This is a genomic window from Massilia sp. IC2-477 (assembly GCF_020707265.1).
In the GTDB taxonomy this organism is placed as follows: domain Bacteria; phylum Pseudomonadota; class Gammaproteobacteria; order Burkholderiales; family Burkholderiaceae_D; genus Telluria.
The window spans coordinates 1-22,572 of sequence record NZ_JAJFEQ010000013.1 but is presented as its reverse complement, the minus strand read 5'-3'; the positions used below and the strand labels follow the sequence as shown (position 1 = coordinate 22,572).

Genomic DNA, 22,572 nt, shown 5'->3' with positions numbered 1-22,572 from the left:
CAATCGACCTTGATCTTCTTTCAAGGGAGCAGGCGATGAAGTGCGATGTACTGATCCTGTCCGGCTTGTGGAATTCCGGACCCGAACACTGGCAGACCCTGTGGCAGGCCCGCTATCCGGCCTGGACCAAGGCCGAACACCGTGACTGGAACTCCCCGGACCGTGAAGAATGGGTCGCCGAGCTCGACGCCGCCATCGCTGCCTGCAAGGGCGCGCCTATCCTGGTCGCGCACAGCCTCGGCTGCATGCTGGCGGTGCACTGGGCGGCCAGCCGTTCGCCTTTGAAAGTCAGTGGCGCCTTCCTGGTGGCGCCGAGCGACGTCGAGGCGTCCAGCTATCCGGTACCGGTCAACGGCTTCGCCCCGATCCCGCTCGCGCCCCTGCCCTTTCCCAGCGTCGTCGTCAGCAGCACGAATGACGAATACGTGACGAACGAGCGCGCCGACGTCTTTGCCCGCGCCTGGGGCAGCCGCCTGGTACGCATCGGCGACGCCGGCCACATCAACGGCGCCTCGGGCCACGGCCCGTGGCCGGTAGGCGAACGCCTGCTGCAGGAATTCTGCGACCAGATCGGGCACAGCACATGACGGTCCTGCATACGGCGCGCCTGCGCCTGGAACCGATCGCCCCGGAGCACTACGAGGGCCTGCGCGTGCTGAACGCCGACCCGGTGGTGCAGCGCTACATCAGCGGCCGACCCGAGACGCCGGACGAAACGGCGGCCATGATCGAACGCGTGCAGGGCCGCTGGAAGCAGTTCGGCCATTCCTGGTGGAGTTTCATCGAACAGGAGACGGGAGAACTGGTCGGCGCCGGCTGCATCCAGCACCTCGGCCACGATCCCGCCAACGAGCACGAGATCGGCTGGCGCCTGCGTCCGGACCGCTGGGGGCGCGGTTACGCCAGCGAGGCGGCGCGCCGCATGGCCGCCTTTGCTTTTGATGACTTGCGGGCGCCCTCGCTGGCGGCGATCTGCCATCCGGACAACGCCGATTCGGCGAAGGTGATGGCGCGCCTCGGCATGCGCTACCGCGGCGACGAGGTCTGGCACGGCCAAACGGTGGCGGTGTACGACATCGGCGCATCGGCGTTTGCCGCGACGCGCGATATGGAGCAGCGATGAAGACCTACCACGGCAGCTGCCACTGCGGCAGCGTCGGGTTCGAGGCCGAGCTGGACATCCAGTCCGGCACCATCAAGTGCAACTGCACCATCTGCAGCAAGATGCGCTTCTGGGCGGCGCAGGTGCCGTCCAGCGCCTTCCGCCTGACCCGCGGCGCGGAGGCCTTGCGCGAATACCGCTACCACACGCGGCGCGACGCCCATTACTTTTGCGGGAACTGCGGCATCAATACCTTCTCGACGGGAGAATCGCCGGCGCTGGGCGCCTTCCATGCGGTGGTGCTGGCCTGCCTCGACGACCTGCCGGTAGAAGACCTGGTGGCGGCGCCGGTGCGCTATCTCGACGGGCGCAACGACAATTGGGTAACGCCGCCCGCCGAAGTCCGGCATCTTTGATCCATCAAAAGCGGTAGGGTGGTCGGCTCCGCCGACCACCCTACGAGAAACCGCGTGCGGACACAATGAAAAACCGGGGCTCGCGGCCCCGGTTCGTTCTTACTTGGCAGTCGCCAGCAGCATCTCGTTCAGGCGCTTCACGAAGGAAGCCGGATCGCTCAGGCTGCCGCCTTCGGCCAGCAGGGCCTGGTCGAACAGGATGTGCGACCAGTCGGTGAAGCGGGTACCGCCCGCATCCTCGTACTTCAGGCGCGTCACCAGCGGGTGGTTCGGGTTGATCTCGAGGATAGGCTTCGATTCCGGCGCGTTCTGGCCGGCCGCCTTCAGCATGCGCAGCAGGTTACCCGACAGCTCGTTCTCGTCCGCGACCAGGCAGGCCGGCGAATCGGTCAGGCGGAAGCTCACGCGCACGTCCTTGGCCTTGTCGCCCAGCGAGCCCTTCATCTTCTCGAGCAGCTCCTTGTAGCCGGCTTCGACTTCCGCGTGTTCCTTCTTCTCGGCCTCGTCCTCGAGCGCGCCCAGGTCCAGGCCGCCCTTGGCGACCGACACCAGTTCCTTGCCCTCGAACTCGGTCAGGAAGGACAGCATCCATTCGTCGACACGGTCGGTGAGCAGGAGCACTTCGACGCCCTTCTTGCGGAAGATCTCCAGGTGCGGGCTGTTCTTCGCGGCGGTGTAGCTGTCGGCGGTGACGTAGTAGATCTTGTCCTGGCCTTCCTTCATGCGCCCGATGTAGTCGCCGAAGGAGACGTTCTGCACATCCGAGTCGTTGGTGGTGGAGGCAAAGCGCAGCAGCTTGGCAATGCGGTCCTTGTTGGTCGCGTCCTCGCCGATGCCCTCTTTCAGGACCTGGCCGAACTCCTTCCAGAAGGTGACGTACTTGTCCTTGCCAGCCTGCTCTTCCGAGTTGGCCATCTCTTCCAGCATGCCCAGCACGCGCTTGGTCGAGCCTTCGCGGATCACGCGCACGTCGCGCGACTCCTGCAGGATCTCGCGCGAGACGTTCAGCGGCAGGTCTGCTGAATCGATCACGCCCTTGATGAAGCGAAGGTAGGTCGGCATCAGCTGCTCGGCGTCGTCCATGATGAACACGCGCTTGACGTACAGCTTGATGCCGGCACGCTTGTTGCGGTCCCACAGGTCGAACGGGGCGTGGCTCGGCACGAACAGCAGCTGGGTGTATTCGCTGCGGCCCTCGACGCGGTTGTGGGTGTAGGCCAGCGGGTCCTGGAAGTCGTGCGAGACGTGCTTGTAGAACTCGTTGTACTGTTCTTCGGTGACGTCCGACTTCGAGCGGGCCCACAGCGCGCTGGCCTGGTTCACGGTCTCGAGTTCGTCCTTCAGCAAGGTCTGCTTCTTCTCTTCGTCCCACTCTTCCTTCTGCATCACGATCGGCAGCGAGATGTGGTCGGAGTACTTGCGGATGATCGACTTCAGCTTCCAGCTCGAGAGCAGCTCTTCCTCGCCGGCGCGCAGATGCAGGATCACGTCGGTGCCGCGGCCCTGCTTCTCGATCTGCTCGATGCTGTAGTCGCCCTCGCCGGTCGATTCCCAGCGCACGCCTTCCGAGGCGAAGGCGCCGGCGCGGCGGGTGTTGACGATGACCTTCTCGGCCACGATGAAGGCCGAGTAGAAACCGACGCCGAACTGGCCGATCAGGGCCGCGTCCTGCTGCTGGTCACCCGACAGCTTGCTGAAGAATTCCTTGGTGCCCGACTTGGCGATGGTGCCCAGGTGGGAGATGACTTCGTCGCGGCTCATGCCGATGCCGTTGTCCGAAATCGTGATCGTGCGCGCATCCTTGTCGAAAGCGACCTTGATCTTGAGCTCGTGGTCGTTGCCGTACAGGGCGTCGTTGTTGATCGCCTCGAAGCGCAGCTTGTCGGCCGCGTCGGACGCGTTCGAGATCAGTTCGCGCAGGAAGATCTCCTTGTTCGAGTACAAGGAGTGAATCATGAGCTGCAACAGCTGTTTTACTTCTGCCTGGAAGCCAAGGGTTTCTTTTTCGGCGACTGCCATCTTGTTCCTCGTGGTGGGTCTGGGTTAAAAAAATACGGATTGCAGCCATATAGGGACAGCAACGAGGATTTCAAGCCCCTCCTGTTCATAGCTGCAATATTGCAATTATTTTAACCCAAGCGACCTTACCTCGATGTTGCGGAAGAAGGTCTCCGCACCTTCCGACTGCAGCGAGAACTTGCCGCGTGTGTGCGGGACCATCTGGCCACCCACTTCCTGGCGCGGACGCTCGGCGCGCAGCACCTCCTGGCCGTTGACGATGTGGATCAGCGTCTTGCCGTCGGCGATGACTTCCATCGTGTTCCATTCCCCGGTCGGCTTCTCGAAGTTGCCGCGCTTGAGGATGCGCGCCTTCAAGCCGGTGCGCAGCGGCAGCGAGGGGTCGTAGCGGAAGAACTTCCAGTCGCCCTGGTTGGCGTCGCCCACGTGCGCATCGACCGTTACGCCGTCCAGGCTGTGGTAATCGCCGCAATCGCCTTCCTGGATCTGGAACTCGTGGCTGCGCATCCAGTGCCCGCTCTCGGCGCCCTCGGGACCGACCGCGTAATACAGCAGCCCGCTGTCGCGCGGCGCATCCAGGCGCGGCGCCCACTTCCTGGCCCCCCACTTGACCTCGAACCTGAGGTGGAAATTCTCGTAGTCGCCCACCGTAGTGATGGCGCCCCACTCCTCGCCGGAGACGCGCAGCATGCCGTCGACCACCGAGAACACCTTGCGCGGATCCTTGTTCAAGCCGCGCACCGAGGTCGGCACCTTCATGTTCGGGGAAGTCGGCTGCATGCTGACCCAGGTCGTCCAGCCGGACAGGTCCCGGCCATTGAACAGCGAGGTCCATCCGGCCTCGGCGGCATGCAGCGGCGCGCACAGGAGCATCGCGCCGGCCAGGATGCCGGCCAGGGCAAGACGGGGGACGGCAGCCCTGCGGGCCGGGGAAAAACGGGTCATCGGGAGTCTCCTTCTCTTATAAATACGTGTTCGCCGAAAAATGTCGCCGCGGTGGCGCGAGCAGCCCGTCCGTACGGGCGATGTCAATCTAGCACGGGCAATGTTGATAGCGCTACCACTCCGAGTCAGCTTGCCGAATTCGTTATAAATTTTTCCGATTTATTGACACTCTTAAACTTTTCAGAATGCTACTATTTCCCCATAAGGAATCCGGCATCGGCAACGAGCACGCGGTTCCGCCACAAGATCGGAGACAGGCAGGATGAGCACAATCGTCGTTGGCATGGGCATGGTCATTGCCATGGGCTCGCCCGCCGAGCACGCCGAACGCAAGGAGCGCAGCGAGCGCAAGCGCGCCGGGCGTGCGCCATCCCTTGGCTCCTCCTCGGCGACGCGCGAGGAATGCGCTAATTTCTTCGCCGCGCAGGGCATCTCGACCCCGAGCATCCTGTTCGACACGCTCTCCGACACCTATTACTTTGCCAAGAACAAGGCCGGCCAGTTCGTCTGGGGCAACCGCCTGCTGCAGGAGCAGCATGCGCTGGCGGGCGTCAAGGACATCCTCGGCAAGACCGACCACGACTTCTTCCGGCGCGACATCGCCGACCGCATCCGCGCCGACGACCTGGCCGTGATGGAGACTGGCGTCAGCGTCAAGAACAAGCTGGAAGTGATCGACGGCGGCAAGGGCGAACTGACCTGGCTGTTCACCACCAAGGTCCCGATCCGCAACCGCGAGGGGGCGATCGTCGGCATCGAAGGCTTCTCGCGCGACGCCCGCCGTTCGCAGGACACGATCGCGCCCTTCCATGAATTCAAGGCCTGCGTCGAGTACGTGCAGGAACACCTGACGGAAAACATCAGCATCGACCACCTCGCCCGGCTGTCCTGCATGTCGCTGTCGACCTTCGAGCGCAAGTTCAAGGAGCACTTCTCGCTCACGCCCAAGCAGTACGTGCTGCACATGAAGGTGCACGAAGCCTGCCGCCTGCTCCCCGGCGCCAGCAGCATCGCCCGGGTCGCGCTGGCCACCGGTTTCGGCGGACAGAGCTACTTCACCAAGCAGTTCCGCAGCATCGTCGGGATCACGCCCAAGCAGTACCAGTTGTCGCTGGCCGCCGGACGCGCCCTGGGCGCACGCCCCGCCGCCGCGCCGTCGGCTTGATCAGCGCACCGCCATGACCTTTGCACAGAAAGAAGAAGCCATGCCGAACCCTCCCGCTACCGCCGCCCAGCCACGTCGTTCGGCCCTGCTGCGCCTGGGCGCCCTGTGCGGCCTGGCCGGATTGTCCGGACTGGCCTCCAGCGGCGAGGTGCTCGCCGCCGTGGCGGCAGCCAGGAGCGGCGCCGCCTACCAGCCCGCGCTCCTCACCCGCGACGAACTGCAGCTGACCGGCGTGCTGGCCGAACTGATCATCCCCCGCACCGACACCCCCGGCGCCCTGGAAGTCGGCGCGCACCAGGTCATCGACCACCTGCTCAAGGTGTGCTCCCTGGAGGCCGAACAGGCGCGCTTCAAGGCCGGGCTGGCCCGCATCGAGGCGGCTGCGCAGGCGCAGGGCGGGCGGCGCTTCGGCGCCCTGCCGGCAGCGCGCCAGGTCGCCCTGCTGCAAGCCATGGACAGGGGCCGCGCCCCCTTCGACGCCGATGGCCAGGCATTCTTCCGCCAGCTGAAGGGCTATGTCGCCTTTGCCTACTACACCTCGGAGGCCGGCGCCACGCGCGAGCTGGCTTACCTGCCCATTCCCGGCGGCTTCCAGGGCAACTACAAGCTCACCCGCTCGACCCGCAACTGGGCAATCTGACACCAGCCAACCCTCTACCTGCCGCCGCCCATGGAACCAGTCTCCTCGTTTTACATCAAGAGCAGTCCCGAACAGTTCGACGCGATCGTCGTCGGCTCGGGCATCACTGGCGGCTGGGCCGCCAAGGAATTGACCGAGCGGGGACTCAAGACCCTGATGATCGAGCGCGGCCGGCCGGTCGAGCATGGCATCGATTACATCGGCGAGAACAAGGACCCGTGGGCCATGCCCAACCGCGGCCGGGTCGACGCCACGGTGGCCGAGGAACAGTACCCGGTCCAGCGCCAGTGCTACGCCTTCGACGAGCACACCAAGCAGTTCTTCAACAACGACCGCGACATGCCCTATTCGACGCCGGCGGACCGTCCGTTCAGCTGGATCCGTGGCAACCAGCTGGGCGGCAAGTCGCTGATGTGGGCGCGCCAGTCCTACCGCTGGAGCGACCTGGACTTCGAAGCCAACCTGAAGGACGGCCACGGCACCGACTGGCCGATCCGCTATGCCGACCTGGCGCCCTGGTACAGCCACGTGGAGCGCTTCGTCGGCATCAGCGGCAGCAAGGAAGGCCTGGCCGTGCTGCCGGACGGCGAATTCCTGCCGCCCTTCGAGATGAATACCGTCGAACTGGCGCTGAAAAAGCAGTTCGACCTCAAATACGCACCGGCGCGCATGATCATCGGCCGTACCGCCAACCTGAACAAGGCCGGCGACGCGCACCTGGCGCAGGGCCGCGCGCCCTGCCAGGCGCGCAACCAGTGCCACCGGGGCTGCTCCTTCGGCGCCTATTTCTCGACCCAGAGCTCGACCCTGCCGGCGGCGCTCAAGACTGGACGCCTGCGCATCGCCACCGACAGCATCGTGCACAGCGTGATCTACGACCCCAAGACCAACCGCGCCACCGGGGTGCGGGTGATCGATGCCGAGACCATGGAGACGCGCGAATTCCACGCCAGGGTCGTGCTGCTGTGCGCCTCGACCCTGGCCTCGACCGCGATCCTGCTGAACTCGACCTCGAGCGCCTTCCCCAACGGCCTGGCCAATTCCTCCGGTGTGCTCGGCCACTACCTGATGGACCACCTGTGGGCCGCCGGCGCCAGCGGCCGCGTCGAGGGATTCGAGAACGATTATTACCGCGGCCGCCGTCCGACCGCGACCTACATCCCGCGCTTTCGCAACGTGGTCGACCGCCACCCGGCCTTCCTGCGCGGCTATGCGCTGGCGGGCAGCGCATCGCGCGAGGGCTGGCAGTCGGCAACCTGGAAACCCGGCTTCGGCAAGGACTTCAAGGCCATGCTGAGAAAGCCCGGCCCCTGGCACTTCCACCTGTACGGGCAGGGAGAAATGCTGCCGCGCTTCGAGAACAAGGTCAGCCTGCACCCGAGCAAAAAGGACAAGTGGGGCATGCCGCAGCTGCACGTCGATATTACTCACGGCGAGAACGACCGCAAGATGCGCGAGGACATGGCCGATACTGCCGGCAACATCCTCGAAGACCTCGGCCTCAAGGATGTACGCAAGGGGAAGCAGAGCGAAACCGAATTCCCGCCCGGCCTGGCGATCCACGAGGTGGGAACCGCGCGCATGGGACGCGACCCCAGGACCTCGGTGCTCAATGGCTTCAACCAGGCCCACGATGTGCCCAACCTGTTCGTCACCGACGGTTCCTCGCTGGCGTCGAGCGCCTGGCAAAACCCCTCGCTGACCTTCATGGCGCTGACCGCGCGCGCCTGCGCCTACGCGGTGGACCAGCTCAAGGCCGGGAAGATCTGATCACACACAACGGAGACAAGATGAACAAGCAAGCGATGCTGTGCGCCGTATTGGGCACCTTACTCGGCGCTTCCCCGGCCATGGCGGCCGAGCCGCGTCTCGGCGTGCAGCTGTGGTCCGTCAAGGACGAGATCAAGCAGGATTTCGAGGGCACGCTCACCAGGATTTCCAGGCTCGGTTTCCAGGGCGTGGAATTCGCCGGCGAGTTCGGGCCCTACAAGGACAATCCGGCGGCCTTGCGCGCCTTCCTGGACAAGAACAGGCTGCAATGCGCCGGCGCACACGTGCATTTCGACCAGCTGACGGACGCGCGCTTCGAGGCCACCACCGCCTTCTACAAAACCCTCGGCTGCAGCAACCTGGTGATTCCAATGGACGCGCGCGGCGCCAGCGTCGATGGCAGCACCGCGATGAGCCGTGAACTGAGCGCCTTGTCAAGCAAGCTGGTCCCCAAGGGCATGCGCATCGGCTACCACAACCACGCCCAGGAAATGGCGGGTGCCGTCGGCAGCACGCCCTGGGACGTCATCGCCCGCAGCACGCCGAAGGAATCGATCCTGCAGCAGGACGTGGGCTGGACGACCTTCGCCGGCAAGGATCCGGTGGCCTACGTCTACAAGTACCCGGGCCGCACCGTGAGCACCCACTACAAGGCCAAGTTCGCGCCCGGCACCAGCGGCACTCCGATCATCGGCCAGGACAAGACCGACTGGGCGGGCCTGACGCGCGCTATGCGCCAGGCCGGCGGCACCGAATGGATCATCGTCGAGCAGGAGGAATACCCGAACGGGATGGGCCAGCTCGACACCGTAGCGGCTTCCCTGGCCGGCCTGAAGGCCGTGCTCGCGAAGATGCCGGCGCAATGAGCCTGTCGGTCCGCTTCCACCACATCGTCAAGGAGTTCGGCCCTGTGCGCGTGCTGCACGGGGTCGACTTCGCGCTCGAACCGGGGCGCGTGGTCGGCCTGCTGGGCGAGAACGGCGCCGGCAAGTCGACCCTGATGAAGATCCTGGCTGGCTACGAGCGTCCGACCTCCGGCCAGCTGGTGATCGACGGCGCCGAGCGCCGGTTCGAGAGCGCACGCGAGGCGGAAGCGCTCGGCATTGCCCTGATCCACCAGGAATTCAACCTGGCCGAGCACCTGAGCATCGCCCAGAACATCTTCCTCGGCCACGAAAAGACCCGCGGCGGACTATTGGAGCGCCGCGCCATGGCGCGCGAGGCTGCCGTCTACCTCGAGCAGGTGGGCCTGGCGCGCGACCCGGATACCCCGGTCGCCGACCTGATCGTCGCCGAAAAACAGCTGGTCGAGATCGCCAAGGCCCTGGCGCGCAAGGCGCGCCTCCTGATCATGGACGAGCCGACCGCCAGCCTGTCGGCGGGCGAGACCCGCAAGCTGTTTGCCCTGATGGCGCGCCTGAAACAGGAGGGCGTGACCATCGTCTACATCTCGCACAAGCTCGACGAGATGGAAGCTCACACCGACGAAGTGGTCGTCATGCGCGACGGGAAGTTCGTCACCCGCGCGCTCACCGCGGAGGTCAACCGCCGCCAGATGGCCAACCTGATGGTCGGGCGCGACGTGTCGGACATGTTCCCGCCCAAGCAAGCGGCGCTGGAAGGTGCGCAGGTGCTGCTGCGCGTGTCCGGCCTGAGTGTGCCGGGCTGGGTCGACAAGCTCAGTTTCGAGGTGCGTGCCGGCGAGATCCTCGGCTTCGCCGGCCTGGTCGGCGCCGGCCGCACCGAAGCCTTCGAGGCCGTCCTCGGCCTGCGTCCAAGACAGAGCGGCAGGATCGAGATCGCGGGCCAACTGGTCGACATCCGCAGCCCGCGCGACGCCATGCGCCATGGCCTGACCTACCTGAGCGAAGACCGCAAGGGCAAGGGCCTGCACCTCGACCTTGGCCTGCGCGAAAACCTCACCATGATGACCCTGGAGCGCGACGCCCGCCCCTGGGTCGACCTGAAGGCCGGACGCGCCGCGCTCGAACGGGCGATCGCGGGCTTCGGCATCCGCCTGCGCGACCCCGACTGCCTCGCGCGCTCGCTCTCGGGCGGCAACCAGCAAAAGCTGGCGCTGGCCAAGTACCTGCACTCCGATCCGCGCGTGGTCGTGCTCGACGAGCCGACCCGCGGCGTGGACGTCGGCGCCAAGCGCGACATCTATGCCCTGATCCACCGCTTAGCAAGCGAAGGACGCGCGGTCATCGTCATCTCGTCCGAACTGATCGAGCTGATCGGCCTGTCGCACCGGGTCGCGGTGCTGCACGGCGGGCGCCTGCAGGCCGTGCTCGGCCCGGATCAACTCAGTGAAGAAAACATCATTTCCCATGCAACCGACACCCAACACGCCGGCCACTAGGCCATCCTTCTTCCCTGCCCTGCCGCGCCTGAAAGGCGCCGGCCCGGTGCTCGCCCTGATCCTGCTGTGCATCGCGGGCGGCCTGCTCAATCCCGATTTCGCCACCGTCGACAACCTGATGAACGTGCTCACCCGCACCGCCTTCATCGGCATCATCGCGGTCGGCATGACCTTCGTGGTCGTCTCCGGCGGCATCGACCTCTCGGTCGGCTCGATGGCGGCCCTGATTGCCGGCGTGATGATCGTGGCGATGAACAGCCTGGCTGCCGGGGCCAATCCCCCCGGTCCGGTGAGCATTGTGCTGCTCGGGATCGGGCTGGCGCTCGCCTTCGGCGCGGTGTTCGGCATCCTGCACGGTTTCCTGATCGCGCGCGGACGCATCGAAGCCTTCATCGTCACGCTCGGCACCCTTGGGGTGTTCCGCGCCGTGCTGACCTGGCTCTCGGACGGCGGCGCCCTGACCCTCGACTTCACGCTGTCCGAAGCCTACAGCCCGGTCTACTACGGGAGCCTGCTGGGAATACCGATCCCGGTGTGGGTGTTCGCCCTGGTGGCGCTGCTGGGCGCCGTGATCCTGAACCGCACCGCTTATGGCCAGCACGTGCAGGCGATCGGCTCCAGCGAACAGGTGGCGCGCTATGCCGCGATCCGCGTCGACCGCGTCAAGGTGATCACTTACCTGCTGCTGGGCGTGTGCGTGGCGATCGCCACCATCCTGTACGTGCCGCGCCTGGGCTCGGCCACGCCGACTACCGGCATCCTGTGGGAGCTGGAGGCGATCGCCGCCGTGGTCGTTGGCGGCACCTCGCTGAGGGGCGGCTCCGGGCGCGTTATGGGCACCGTGATCGGCGCAATCCTGCTGTCCGTGATCGGCAACATCCTGAACCTCACCAGCATCATCAGCGTGCACCTGAACCCTGCCGTGCAGGGCGTGGTGATCATTGCCGTGGCTTACCTGCAGCGCGGCCGCCGCTGAACCCCTATTTGTACAAAAAAGGAAACCTCATGCGTTCATCCACCCGCTCGATCCTGAAACTCGGCGCCGCCGCCTGCCTGCTGGCGCTCGGCACCGGCCACGCCCTCGCCGCCACCAGTCTGACCCTCGGCGTGGCGATCCCCACCGCCACCCACGGCTTCACCGGCGGCATCGTCTGGTGGGCCAACCAGGCCAAGCGCGAACTGGAAGCGGCCAACCCGGGCCTGAAGATCATCATCAAGACCGCCGGCAGCACGCCGGAGCAGGCCAACCAGGTGCAGGACCTGCTGGTCGTGAACAAGATGAATGCGCTGGTGATCCTGCCGCTCGAGTCGGCCTCGCTGACCCAGCCGGTGGCCCAGGTCAAGAACAAGGGTGTGTATGTGACCGTGGTGGACCGTGGGCTCACCAACCCGGCGGCCCAGCATGCCTATGTCGCCGGCGACAACACTGCCTTCGGCCGGCTGCCGGCCGAGTACCTGGCGAAGCGCATGAACGGCAAGGGCAATATCGTGGTCCTGCGCGGCATGCCCAGCACCATCGACAACGAGCGCGTGAACGCCTTCAAGGCCGAGATCGCGAAGCATCCGGGCATCAAGGTGCTGGATGCCAAGTACGGCAACTGGAACCGCGACGACGCCTTCAAGGTCATGCAGGACTACCTGACCCGCTTCAAGCAGATCGACGCCGTCTGGGCCTCGGACGACGACATGGCGATCGGCGTCTTGAAGGCGATCGAGCAGGCCAGGCGCAGCGATATCAAGGAAGTCTTCGGCGGCGCCGGCGCCAAGTTCGCGGTCAAGAAGGTGATGGACGGCGACAAACTGGTGCAGGCCGACGTGTCCTATTCGCCCAAGTTCATCTACGACGCCATCAAGATGACGGCCGAGGCGCGCTTGAAGGGCCAGGCGCTGCCCGCCAGGACCATCATCCCCTCGGTACTGATCACGCGCGCAAACGCCAAGCAGTTCTATTTCCCCGACTCGCCCTACTGACACAGGAACAGGCATGAAAACCATCAAGGGACCGGCGATCTTCCTCGCCCAGTTCATGGGCGACCAGGCGCCCTTCGACACCCTCGGCAACCTGGCCGCCTGGGCCAGCTCGCTGGGCTACGAAGGCGTCCAGCTGCCGACCGACAAGCGCCTGTTCGACCTCGACATCGCCGCCGGGAGCCAGACCTACTGCGACGAGATCAAGGGCGTCCTTGGCGCGCACGGGCTGGCGATCACCGAGCTGTCGACCCACCTGCAGGGCCAGCTGGTGGCCGTGCATCCGGCCTACGACACGCTGTTCGACGGCTTCGCCGCGCCCCACGTGCGCGGCAACCCGCAGGCGCGCCAGGAATGGGCGGTCGGCCAGATGAAGAACGCCGCGCGCGCCTCCCAGCGCCTCGGCCTCACGACGCACGCGAGCTTCTCGGGCGCGCTGGCCTGGCCCTACCTGTATCCGTGGCCGCAGCGGCCCGCCGGCCTGGTCGAGGAAGCCTTCGATGAACTGGCGCGGCGCTGGCTGCCGATCCTGGACGCCTTCGAGGATGCCGGCGTCGACGTCTGCTACGAGCTGCACCCGGGCGAAGACCTGCACGACGGCGTCAGCTTCGAGCGCTTCCTGGAGGGCGTCAAGGGCCACCGGCGCGCCAACATCCTGTACGACCCGAGCCACTTCGTGCTGCAGCAGCTCGACTACCTGGCTTTCATCGACATCTACCACGAGCGCATCAGGGCCTTCCACGTCAAGGACGCCGAGTTCCGCCCGAACGGACGCCAGGGCGTCTACGGCGGCTACAGCGGCTGGCTGGAACGCGCCGGGCGTTTCCGCTCGCTGGGCGATGGCCAGGTCGATTTCTCGGCCATCTTCTCGAAGATGGCGCAGTACGACTATGCCGGCTGGGCGGTCCTCGAATGGGAGTGCTGCCTCAAGCACCCAGAAGACGGCGCGCGCGAAGGCGCCGACTTCATCCGCCGCCACATCATCCGGGTGGCGGAGAGGGCTTTCGACGATTTCGCGGGCAGCGGCGCCGACCAGGCCGCCCTGCGCCGGCTGATGGGGATCCAGGCATGACGGCGATCGGACGCAAAGACAATCAGGATGGCGGCCAGGTCGCGCGCCGCCTGCGCCTCGGCATGGTGGGCGGCGGCGACGGCGCCTTCATCGGCGCCGTGCACCGCATCGCGGCGCGGCTGGACGACTGCTACGAGCTGGTGGCCGGCGCCCTGTCGAGCGACGCGCAACGGGCATTGGCGAGCGGCGCGGCGATCCGGCTCGACCCGGCGCGCAGCTATGCGGACTACCGCGACATGGCGCGCCGCGAGGCGGAGCGCCCGGACGGCATCGACGTGGTAGCGATCGTCACGCCCAATCACCTGCACGCCCCGGTCGCCCGCGCCTTCCTGGAAGCCGGCATCCACGTCATCTGCGACAAGCCGCTCGGCATCTCTCTGGCCGAAGGCGAGGAACTGGCCGCGCTGGCACGCGCGAACCAGCGCATATTCGCCCTCACCCATACCTACAGCGGCTATCCCATGGTGCGCCACGCGCGCGAACTGGTGGCATCCGGGGCGATCGGCGACGTGCGCCTGGTGCATGTCGAATATGCGCAGGACTGGATGGCAGAAAGCGCCAACCAGTCGGCCGAATTCCAGGCGACCAACTGGCATAACGATCCGCAGCGCGCCGGCCCGACCGGGTGCACCGGCGACATCGGCACCCATGCCTTCCACCTCGCCGCTTTTGTCACCGGCATCCAGCCGAGCGAACTGCTGGCCGAACTGCATTCCTTCACGCCCGATCGTATCCTGGACGACCACGTGCAGGTGATGCTGCGCTACCCGAACGGCGCGCGCGGCATGCTGTGGTCGAGCCAGATGGCGACCGGCTGCGAGAACGCGCTCAAGCTGCGCGTGTTCGGCAGCAAGGCCAGCCTCGCTTTTGACCAGGAAAACCCGAACGAGCTGCTGCTCACGCCCCAGGGCGGCTGCGCGCAGCGGCTCACACGCGGCCGGGTAAGGGGTGCCGCCGCCGGGCACGCCACCCGCATCCCGTCCGGCCATCCGGAAGGTTACCTGGAAGCGTTCGCGCAGCTGTACCGCGACGCGGCGGCGCAGATCCATGCCGTCGAGGCGGGCCAGCCCCTGCCCGAGGCAACGGCCGGCCTGCCGACGGTCGACGACGGCGTGGACGGCCTGCGCTTCATCGACGCCGTGCTGGCCAGCCACGCGGCGGGTTCGGCCTGGGTGAAGATCGCCTGAAGGTCCCGCGTCAATGCCGAACCGGCGCCGCCTGTCCCGCGGGCGGCATGTCCATCGACAGCAGCACATCCAGTTCCGTATGATTGACCGGCTTGGTGAGATGGAAGTCGAAGCCGGCCTCGCGCGTCAGGCGGCGGTCGCTTTCCTGGCCCCATCCGGTCACGGCGATGATGCGCGGCGGCGCCTGGGCGGTCCGTCCCCGCAGCTCGCGCGCCACGTCGAAGCCCGACATGCCGGGCATGCCCAGGTCGAGCAGCACAACCTCCGGCTCGAATTCGAAGGCGAGCCGCAGCCCCTCTTCTCCGTCATGGGCCTCGCGCACCTGGTGGCCGGCGGCCTGCAGCAGCGCGACCATGCTGGTGGCGGCATCGCGGTTGTCGTCGACCACAAGGACGCGGCGCGGCTGCTGCCGTGCTTCACGGCTGCTGCGCGCCACATCCGCGGGCGCCAGCGGCGGCTGCTCGAGCAGCGGCAGCCATACCGTGAAGGTGCTGCCGCTGCCGGCGCCTTCGCTCGCCGCCTCGACAGTACCGCCATGCAGCTCGACGAAGCCCTTCACCAGCGATAAGCCGATCCCGAGCCCGCCCTGGCTGCGCTCGAGCGCGGGGGTGACTTGCGAGAACAGCCCGAAGATGTCCTCGAGGTGTTCCGGCGGAATCCCGATGCCGCTGTCGGAGACCGCAATCTTCGCCTTTCCGCGCAGGCGCTCGGCCGACACGCTGATCACGCCGCCCTGTGGCGTAAACTTGATTGCGTTATTCAGCAGGTTGAGGAAGCATTGGACCATGCGGGTGGAGTCCGCATGCGCATACAAGGGGTCGTCGGGCAGGTGTACCAGTACCTCGTGCCCGGCAGCCTTGAGCGCGCCTTCGACCGCATGCAAGGCATCGGACAGACAGTCGACCAGCGACACGTCCGCCTTGCGCAGGGCAATCTTCCCCTGGGTGATCCGCGACACTTCCAGCAGGTCGTCGACCAGGCGCGCGAGGTGACGCGACTGGCGGTCGATGACTGCCAGCGCCCGTTCGACGTTGCCCGGCAGGCCGGGCATCCGCAGCAGCAGTGCAGCGGCATTACGGATCGGCGCCAGCGGATTGCGCAGCTCATGGGCAAGCGTGGCCAGGAACTCGTCCTTGCGCTGATCCGCCAGCTTGAGCACCTGCTCCGCCTCGGTCTGGGCGGTGATGTCGGCATTGACCCCGAACCAGTGGATGATCTGCCCGTCCTTGTTGCGCAGTGCTACAGCCCGGCTCAGGAACTGGCGCCAGCGGCCATCCGTGCCCAGCAGGGGTACCACCATTTCATACGGTTCGCCGGTGGCGACCGAATGGCGCCACCGGTCGACGATGGTCGGCACCAGCGCCGGGTCGTTCACCTTCCGCCAGCCCCAGCCTTCGGCCTCGTCCTGCGAGAGCCCGGTGTACTCGTGCCAGCGCCGGTTGAACCAGTAGATCCAGCCGTCCGGCCGCGCCATCCATGCAATCTCCGGCAATTCGTCCGCCAGTGCGTGGAAATGCATCTCCATCTCAGCCGCCGCCGCCTCGCCGCGCTTGCGCTCCGTGATGTCGGCGAGGACGCCGAATACCACCGTCGCCTTGCCATGCTCGTCGTAGCCGGCTTTCCCGCGCGCGGACGCCCAGCGCGCCTGTCCCTGCGCGTCGCGCAGGCGGAACTCGAGGTCGCAGCCGCGCCTGTTGGCGATGCAGTCGCGAATCTGCGCACGCAGGCGCTCACGATCCTCGGCAAACACGTAGTGCGTCAAAGCGCCGGGCTCGCAAGCCAGTTGCCCGGGCTGCAAGCCGAGGATGTCGTGCTCCACTTCCGGGCTCCACCAGGCGCGATTGCCGACCAGGTCCCAGCTGAACACGCCCATTTTGCCGGCTTCCAGTGCCAGGCCCAGCACCTGCTGGGTCTCCTGGAGCCGGGCAGCCGTGCGCGCCGTGGCCTGGGCGTCGGCCAGGTCGCGGTGCATGCGCCCGTGCTCGACCAGCAGCATGATGAGGACGAAGCTCGAGGCAACCAGGCCGTAGACCCGGCCGGCATAGAAGCCGAGATCCCAGCGGCCGGCATTGAACACGCTGACGAGCCCGATTTCGAAGAACCATGCGGACAGCACCACCACCAGCCACATGTCCATCGAGGAAGCCGAGCGGCGGGTGAACAGGATCGCCAGCGCCAGCCCGGTGATGATCCATTGGCCGTAGCGCCCGATGTTGAACACGGACGAGTAGCGGTTATCCACCAGCATCTGCGGCAGCCAGTCGCTCCCCACCGTTGCCAGCGTCGCCAGCACGGCAGCGCCGGCCAGCGTCACGAGCACCGCCTTCGTCGTCGTCCGCCCCGCGCGGTCGGCGCGCCGGTCGGTTTCCTTGAAAAAGGAATAGGCAATCACCGCCAAGGGAAAGCCGAGGTGCCAGAAGACGTGCAGGTAGCCGGTCGTCTGGGGGCCGGCGCCCAGCAGGCCGGTGGGCGTGAACACGCCGGGAAAAGACAACAGGTGCACAGTCGCCATGACGGCCGAGTACAGGTAGCCGCAGGCGAGAATGAGGATGCTCTGTTTGCGGGTGAGGTGGAAATAGCCGAGCAGCAAGGTCGTCGTGATGAGGTCATTGATCACGAGAACCGGCTGGTGCAGGGGGATGAACCATGGCGCGGCTGCCAGCGGCGTGCGCGCGAACGGGATGAGCGTGACAAACATCCCAAGCGATACTGCAACGATGATGAGCGCTAGGCGCACCGAAGCCGGTCCGGCCTGGTACTCGAACAGGGTTTTTGCTGCCTGGCTGTCAGCGGAAGCTGCGCGATCGCGCGCGATGCCTGGTAACTCGGACGTGTAGTTCATGGGCAATGGGCGTCACCCAAGTTTTCGCGGTATTCATCGTATGTCAGCTGGAGAACAAGTGGAGCACGGTATCTTTTTTGGCGCCATGTCGATTTCGGTATACCGTGTTCGTCGTCGGTAGAGCAACACCCCGACATCCAAAACAGGAGATCCGACATGAAACAGGCAACCCGAGCCATCCCCGAAGGTTTTCATAGCGTTACCCCGCACCTGGTCTGCGAAGGCGCAGCCAAGGCGCTGGACTTTTACCGCGAGTGCTTCGGCGCCGTCGAAGTGTCCCGCATGCCCGGGCCAGACGGCAGGCTGATGCACGCCGAGATGCGCATCGGCGATTCGATCGTCATGCTGTGCGACGATTTCCCCGACTACGGCAGCCCGGGTCCGATCGCGCTGAAGGGCTCGCCGGTGGTGATCCACCTGTACGTGCGCGACGCCGACGCCGTGTGGGAACGTGCGATGGCCGCCGGGGCCACGCCCATCATGCCGCTGGGCGACGCCTTCTGGGGCGACCGCTACGGCCAGTTCGTCGATCCCTTCGGCCACCGCTGGGCGGTCGCCACCCACCAGCGCGACCTCACGCCGCAAGAGATCCAGGAAGCGATGGCCAAAGAGATGCCGTCCAACTGCGGCGGCGAGCAAGGCTGATTTACACCGCCAGGGCACGCGCCAAGAGCCGGATCGTGCCCGCGTCCTGCAGCGCCGCCACGTTCAGGCGCATATGGGTCGAGGCCAGCTGCTGCGGCGAGAACAGGCTGCCGGGCGCCAGCAGCAGCTCGTCGCGCATGGCGCGCGCGGCGATGGCATTGGTGTCGCGGCCGGCATCGACCCAGACGAACATGCCGCTACCCGGCGCCGGGTCCGGGCGCAGGCCCAGGCTCTCCAGCTGGCGCAGCGCTTTGGGACGCGCCGCATCGAGCCGGGCGCGCACCCGGTCCAGGTGCTTGCGGTACAGGCCTTCGGACAGGATCTTGTAGACCACGCGCTCGCCGAGGTCCGAGGTCGACAGCGTGGACAGCATCTTGCGGTCGGCCAGGCGCTGGGCCCGCTCATGCGAGGTGGCGATGAAGCCGACCCGCAGATTCGGCGCCATCGATTTCGAAAAGCCGCCCAGGTAGATTACCCGCTTCAAGCCGTCCAGCGCGGCCAGGCGCGTTGCGCCTCCCGGATGCAGGTCGGCATAGATATCGTCTTCCACCACCGTGAAATCGAACTGCTCGGCCAGGCGCAGCAAGCCGTAGGCCTTGGCCGCCGACAGCGAGCTCGAGGTCGGGTTGTGCAGCACCGAGTTGACGATGAACAGGCTGGGCCGGTGGCGCGCCGCCAGCTCGGCCAGCTGCTCCAGGTCGGGCCCGTCGGCCAGGCGCCACACGCCTACCACTGTCAAGCCCAGCGCGGCAAAGGATCCGAACATCAGGAACCAGGCGGGATCGTCGACCAGCACGGTGTCGCCCGGGCGGCAGAACTCGCGCGCCACCAGGTCGAGCGCCTGGGTCACGCCGAGGGTCGTCACGATGTGTTCGGGCGGCGCCTCGATCTCGACTTCCAGCAGCTTGTGCTGGAGCTGCTGGCGCAAGGGCAGGAAACCCTGAGGCGCGCCATAGCCGAGCAGGCCGGCGCTGTTCTGGCGGCTCAGGCCGGCCAGGGCCTTGGCCACGGCTGCGCCATCGAGCCAGTCCGCCGGCAGGACGCCCGCCCCCGGCGACAGTTGGAGCGGCGCCTGGCGGAACAGGTTGCGCACCAGCCAGGCGATGTCGAGCGTCGCCGCGGGCTCCCGCGCGGGCGCCGCCGCATGCCGGGCCGGCTGGGGACGCTCGCGCACGAAGAAGCCGGCCCCGCGCCGCGAATCGAGGTAGCCCTGGGCCACCAGGCGGTCGTAGCTGGCCACCACGGTAAATGGCGAAACCCCGTGCGCCTGCGCGAACTGGCGGATCGAAGGCATGCGCGCCCCGGGACGCAGCAGGCGCTCCTCGATGCGGCCGGCGACGCCGCGCACGATCTGGTCGGCCAGCGGCTCACCCGATTCACGTGACAGGTTCAGGCCGCTTGCGGCAGGTGTATTGGTCATTTCGCCATCACAGTGAACAAATTAAGTGCAGAAGTGTACTGGGACTGTATTGGCCCCAATCGCTAGCATAGAAGCATCGCCGTGACCGTGCAACGCCCTTTCGAAGGATCTTCATGAGTATTGCTTTCTGCTCCCGCCCCGCTCCTCCCGGCCACCAGGGACGCGCCATGCTGCTTGGCCTGATTGGCGTCGCCATGTTCAGCCTCACCATGCCGCTAACCCGGATCGCCGTGGCCGAGCTCGATCCCCTGTTCGTGACCTTTGGACGGGCGCTGGGCGCGGCGCTGCTGGCAGGCGCCTGGCTGGCCTGGAAGCGCGCGGCGCCGCCGCCGCGCGCCGCGCTGCTGCCCCTGGCGCTGGTGGCGGCGGGCTGCATCATCGGCTTCCCCCTGTTCACCTCGGTGGCGCTGCGCACCCTGCCCGCGTCGCACGGCGCCCTGCTGGTCGGCGTGCTGCCGCTGGTGACGGCCCTGTACTCGGCGCTGCGCGGCTACGAGCGGCCCTCGCGCGGTTTCTGGGGCATGGCCTTGCTCGGATCAAGCCTGGTGATCGCCTTCGCGCTGTTCCAGGGCGGCGGCGCCCTGCACCGGGCCGACCTCCTGGTTTTCGCCGCGGTGGCGTCGGCCGCCGTCGGTTATGCCGAAGGCGGGCGCCTGTCGCGCAGCCTGGGTGGGCCGGAAGTCATCTGCTGGGCGCTGCTGCTGGCCGCGCCGGCGGTCGCGCCCATCGTGCTCTGGCAGGGCGTGCCGCAGGCAAGCGAGGTCGGGCTGGCCGCCTGGCTGTCCTTCGGCTACGTCACCGCGATCTCGATGTTTGTCGGCTTTTTCTTCTGGTATCGGGGCCTGGCGCTGGGTGGCGTGGCCCGGGTCGGCCAGGTGCAACTGCTGCAACCCTTCCTCAGTCTGGTCGGGGCCGCCCTGCTGCTGGGCGAAGCGCTGAGCTTCGCCAACTGTGCATTCGCGCTGGCGGTAGCCGCCGTCGTGTTCGCGGGACGCCGGATGGCGGTACGTCAGCAGTAAAACATCTGAAATGGACCGAGGTTGGACGTACAATACCGGCTTCTTTCAACGTCATTGCATACATCATGTCCGTCTACGACAAACTCAAAGAACTGAACATCACCCTGGCCGCGCCGGCCACCCCGGCCGCCGCCTACGTCATGTACGTGCAAACCGGCAACCTCGTGTTCATCTCGGGCCACATCGCCAAGAACGCGGACGGCTCGCCAAACGCCGGCATCCTGGGCCGCGACAAGACCACTGCCGACGGCCAGGCCGCCGCGCGCTCGGTCGCCATCGACCTGATCGGCACCCTGCAGGAAGCCGTCGGCGGCGACCTGAGGCGCGTCAAGCGCATCGTCAAGGTGATGAGCCTGGTCGCCTCGACCCCGGAATACAACGAGCAGCACCTGGTTACCAACGGCTGCTCGGAACTGATCGGCGAAGTGTTCGGCGATGCCGGCAAGCACGCCCGCTCGGCCTTCGGCGTCGCTTCGCTGCCGCGCGGCACCTGCGTCGAAATCGAAATGATTGTCGAAGTGGAATAAGCATCATTGTCCCGGACCCGGTTTACCCAGCCGGGTTCGTTCCCGAAGCCGCTTATCCAGCGTGCTTTATAATGGCCCGGCACCACCCGTGCGGTCCGTCCCTAGAGAGCCCAGTATGAAAATCGAAAATCCAAACCCCATCCAGTGGCAGTTTTCGGAGCGCGCGCAGCAGCTGCAAAGCTCGTTCATCCGCGAAATCCTGAAGATCACCCAGCGTCCGGAGATCATCTCCTTCGCCGGTGGCCTGCCGTCGCCAGCCACTTTCCCGGTCGAGCGCATGAAAGAAGCGTACGACAAGGTCCTCAGCGAGACCGGCAAGGTCGCGCTGCAGTACGGACCGACCGATGGCTATGGCCCGCTGCGGGAATGGATCGCCAACTCGCTCTCCACGGAAGGCAGCCGCATCCTGCCGGAACAGATCCTCATGACCTCGGGCTCGCAGCAGGCGCTCGACCTGCTGGGCAAGGTCCTGATCGACGAAGGCAGCCGCGTGCTGGTGGAAACCCCGAGCTACCTGGGCGCCCTGCAGGCTTTCTCGGTCTACCGTCCTGAATTCAAGTCGGTCGACACCGACGATCACGGCCTGGTGCCGTCCTCGATCGCCGGCGTGGCCGAGGGCGCACGCCTGCTGTATTCGCTGCCGAACTTCCAGAACCCGACCGGCCGTTCGCTGTCGCTGGAACGGCGTCAGGAGCTGGTGGAAACCTGCGCCCGCTTTGGCCTGCCGCTGATCGAGGACGATCCCTACGGCGCCCTGTCGTACAAGGGCGAGCCGATGCCGAAGATGGTCGCGATGAACCCGGACGGCGTCATCTACATGGGCTCCTTCTCGAAGGTGCTGACCCCGGGCATCCGCCTCGGCTACGTGTGCGCCCCGCTGCCGCTGGTGCGCCGCCTCGAGCTGGCCAAGCAGGCAGCCGACCTGCACACCGCCCAGCTGACCCAGATGGTGGTGCACGAAGTGGTCAAGGATGGCTTCCTCGACCAGCACATCCCGACCATCCGCAAGCTGTACGGCGACCAGTGCCAGGTCATGCTGGACGCGATGGCCGAGCATTTCCCGAGCGGCGTCACCTGGACCAAGCCCGAAGGCGGCATGTTCATCTGGGTCACCCTGCCGAAGAACGTCGACGCCATGAAGCTGCTCGACCAGTCGCTGGCCGCGCGGGTGGCCTTCGTGCCGGGCGCGCCGTTCTATGCCAACGAGCCGGCCACCAACACCCTGCGCCTGTCTTTCGTGACCGTGCCGCCGGAACGCATCCGCGAAGGCATTGCCATCCTCGGCAAGCTGATCAAGGACATGCTGTAAGTCCTGCCTTTCCAGGCCCCCAAAACCGCCGGCATGTTGAACTGACCCCGTAAAGTTGGACGGTTAGTTTGCTAAGCGGCCAAGGCCTGAGTCCTGTACTGAACGGGGCTCAGGCCTTTTAATTTGAGCTTGATGCGGTCGTTATTGTAATAGTGGATGTAGTC

21 protein-coding genes are annotated in these 22,572 nt (G+C 66.3%); 16 read left to right on the top strand and 5 right to left on the bottom strand.

Annotated elements, in window-relative coordinates:
* Positions 1–35 precede the first annotated feature (35 nt).
* Genes LK542_RS21615 through LK542_RS21605 form a run of 3 tightly spaced genes read left to right on the top strand, consistent with a single transcriptional unit; the run spans position 36 to position 1,518 of the window.
* Entirely contained in the window at positions 36–587 is a 552-nt protein-coding gene (locus tag LK542_RS21615) for an alpha/beta hydrolase (protein ID WP_227813541.1), read from the top strand.
* Complete coding sequence (locus LK542_RS21610; protein WP_227813540.1) at positions 584–1,123, top strand: GNAT family N-acetyltransferase; 540 nt, start codon at positions 584–586, stop codon at positions 1,121–1,123. The genes LK542_RS21615 and LK542_RS21610 overlap by 4 nt, the downstream gene beginning before the upstream one ends.
* A complete protein-coding gene (locus LK542_RS21605; protein ID WP_227813539.1) occupies positions 1,120–1,518 on the top strand; it encodes a GFA family protein in 399 nt (132 codons plus the stop codon). The genes LK542_RS21610 and LK542_RS21605 overlap by 4 nt, the downstream gene beginning before the upstream one ends.
* Before the next feature lie 99 nt (positions 1,519–1,617).
* Here the strand turns inward: LK542_RS21605 and htpG are convergent, their stop codons facing one another.
* Positions 1,618–3,537 carry a molecular chaperone HtpG gene (htpG, locus tag LK542_RS21600; RefSeq protein ID WP_227813538.1) on the bottom strand — a complete coding sequence of 640 codons (1,920 nt, stop codon included), beginning with the start codon at positions 3,535–3,537 and terminating at the stop codon, positions 1,618–1,620.
* Between the two features lie 105 nt (positions 3,538–3,642).
* A complete protein-coding gene (locus LK542_RS21595) occupies positions 3,643–4,482 on the bottom strand; it encodes a DUF1080 domain-containing protein (RefSeq protein WP_227813537.1) in 840 nt (279 codons plus the stop codon).
* A 262-nt stretch (positions 4,483–4,744) separates the two neighbouring features.
* On the opposite strand from LK542_RS21595, the gene LK542_RS21590 reads away from it, so the two are divergent.
* From LK542_RS21590 to LK542_RS21550, 9 genes are read left to right on the top strand one after another with little or no spacing between them, the layout of a single operon-like run.
* On the top strand, positions 4,745–5,647 hold the full coding sequence (locus LK542_RS21590) for an AraC family transcriptional regulator (RefSeq protein WP_227802115.1): 903 nt from the start codon (positions 4,745–4,747) through the stop codon (positions 5,645–5,647).
* 40 nt (positions 5,648–5,687) lie between these two features.
* Positions 5,688–6,287, top strand: a complete 600-nt coding sequence (locus tag LK542_RS21585) for a gluconate 2-dehydrogenase subunit 3 family protein (RefSeq protein WP_227813536.1) — start codon at positions 5,688–5,690, stop codon at positions 6,285–6,287.
* 30 nt (positions 6,288–6,317) lie between these two features.
* On the top strand, positions 6,318–8,057 hold the full coding sequence (locus LK542_RS21580; RefSeq protein WP_227813535.1) for a GMC oxidoreductase: 1,740 nt from the start codon (positions 6,318–6,320) through the stop codon (positions 8,055–8,057).
* A 20-nt stretch (positions 8,058–8,077) separates the two neighbouring features.
* Positions 8,078–8,923, top strand: coding sequence for a sugar phosphate isomerase/epimerase (locus LK542_RS21575; RefSeq protein ID WP_227813534.1), 846 nt, complete (start codon positions 8,078–8,080; stop codon positions 8,921–8,923).
* Positions 8,920–10,419, top strand: a complete 1,500-nt coding sequence (locus tag LK542_RS21570; protein WP_227813533.1) for a sugar ABC transporter ATP-binding protein — start codon at positions 8,920–8,922, stop codon at positions 10,417–10,419. The genes LK542_RS21575 and LK542_RS21570 overlap by 4 nt, the downstream gene beginning before the upstream one ends.
* Complete coding sequence (locus LK542_RS21565) at positions 10,388–11,395, top strand: ABC transporter permease (protein ID WP_227813532.1); 1,008 nt, start codon at positions 10,388–10,390, stop codon at positions 11,393–11,395. Before LK542_RS21570 ends, LK542_RS21565 begins: the two co-directional genes overlap by 32 nt.
* 29 nt (positions 11,396–11,424) lie before the next feature.
* Positions 11,425–12,390 carry a substrate-binding domain-containing protein gene (locus LK542_RS21560; RefSeq protein WP_227813531.1) on the top strand — a complete coding sequence of 322 codons (966 nt, stop codon included), beginning with the start codon at positions 11,425–11,427 and terminating at the stop codon, positions 12,388–12,390.
* Positions 12,391–12,403: 13 nt separating this feature from the next.
* Positions 12,404–13,459, top strand: a complete 1,056-nt coding sequence (locus tag LK542_RS21555; RefSeq protein WP_227813530.1) for a sugar phosphate isomerase/epimerase — start codon at positions 12,404–12,406, stop codon at positions 13,457–13,459.
* Positions 13,456–14,646: a Gfo/Idh/MocA family protein gene (locus LK542_RS21550; RefSeq protein ID WP_227813529.1), complete on the top strand. Its 1,191-nt coding sequence runs from the start codon at positions 13,456–13,458 to the stop codon at positions 14,644–14,646. The genes LK542_RS21555 and LK542_RS21550 overlap by 4 nt, the downstream gene beginning before the upstream one ends.
* Before the next feature lie 10 nt (positions 14,647–14,656).
* Here the strand turns inward: LK542_RS21550 and LK542_RS21545 are convergent, their stop codons facing one another.
* A complete protein-coding gene (locus LK542_RS21545; RefSeq protein ID WP_227813528.1) occupies positions 14,657–17,488 on the bottom strand; it encodes an MASE4 domain-containing protein in 2,832 nt (943 codons plus the stop codon).
* Between the two features lie 156 nt (positions 17,489–17,644).
* On the opposite strand from LK542_RS21545, the gene LK542_RS21540 reads away from it, so the two are divergent.
* Positions 17,645–18,133: a VOC family protein gene (locus LK542_RS21540; RefSeq protein WP_227813527.1), complete on the top strand. Its 489-nt coding sequence runs from the start codon at positions 17,645–17,647 to the stop codon at positions 18,131–18,133.
* 1 nt (position 18,134) lies between these two features.
* Here the strand turns inward: LK542_RS21540 and LK542_RS21535 are convergent, their stop codons facing one another.
* Entirely contained in the window at positions 18,135–19,553 is a 1,419-nt protein-coding gene (locus LK542_RS21535) for a PLP-dependent aminotransferase family protein (protein ID WP_227813526.1), read from the bottom strand.
* Between the two features lie 113 nt (positions 19,554–19,666).
* On the opposite strand from LK542_RS21535, the gene LK542_RS21530 reads away from it, so the two are divergent.
* The 3 genes from LK542_RS21530 (at position 19,667) to LK542_RS21520 (ending at position 22,408) form a co-directional block, all read left to right on the top strand.
* Positions 19,667–20,572, top strand: a complete 906-nt coding sequence (locus tag LK542_RS21530) for a DMT family transporter (protein ID WP_227802104.1) — start codon at positions 19,667–19,669, stop codon at positions 20,570–20,572.
* A 65-nt stretch (positions 20,573–20,637) separates the two neighbouring features.
* A complete protein-coding gene (locus LK542_RS21525) occupies positions 20,638–21,099 on the top strand; it encodes a RidA family protein (RefSeq protein ID WP_227813525.1) in 462 nt (153 codons plus the stop codon).
* Positions 21,100–21,214: 115 nt separating this feature from the next.
* Positions 21,215–22,408 (top strand): PLP-dependent aminotransferase family protein, encoded by a 1,194-nt coding sequence (locus LK542_RS21520; protein WP_227813524.1) that lies wholly within the window; start codon positions 21,215–21,217, stop codon positions 22,406–22,408.
* Positions 22,409–22,479: 71 nt separating this feature from the next.
* On the opposite strand, the gene LK542_RS21515 is transcribed toward LK542_RS21520, so the two are convergent.
* Positions 22,480–22,572: IS3 family transposase (locus tag LK542_RS21515; protein WP_227801150.1), on the bottom strand; the 93-nt coding region annotated here is incomplete at its 5' end.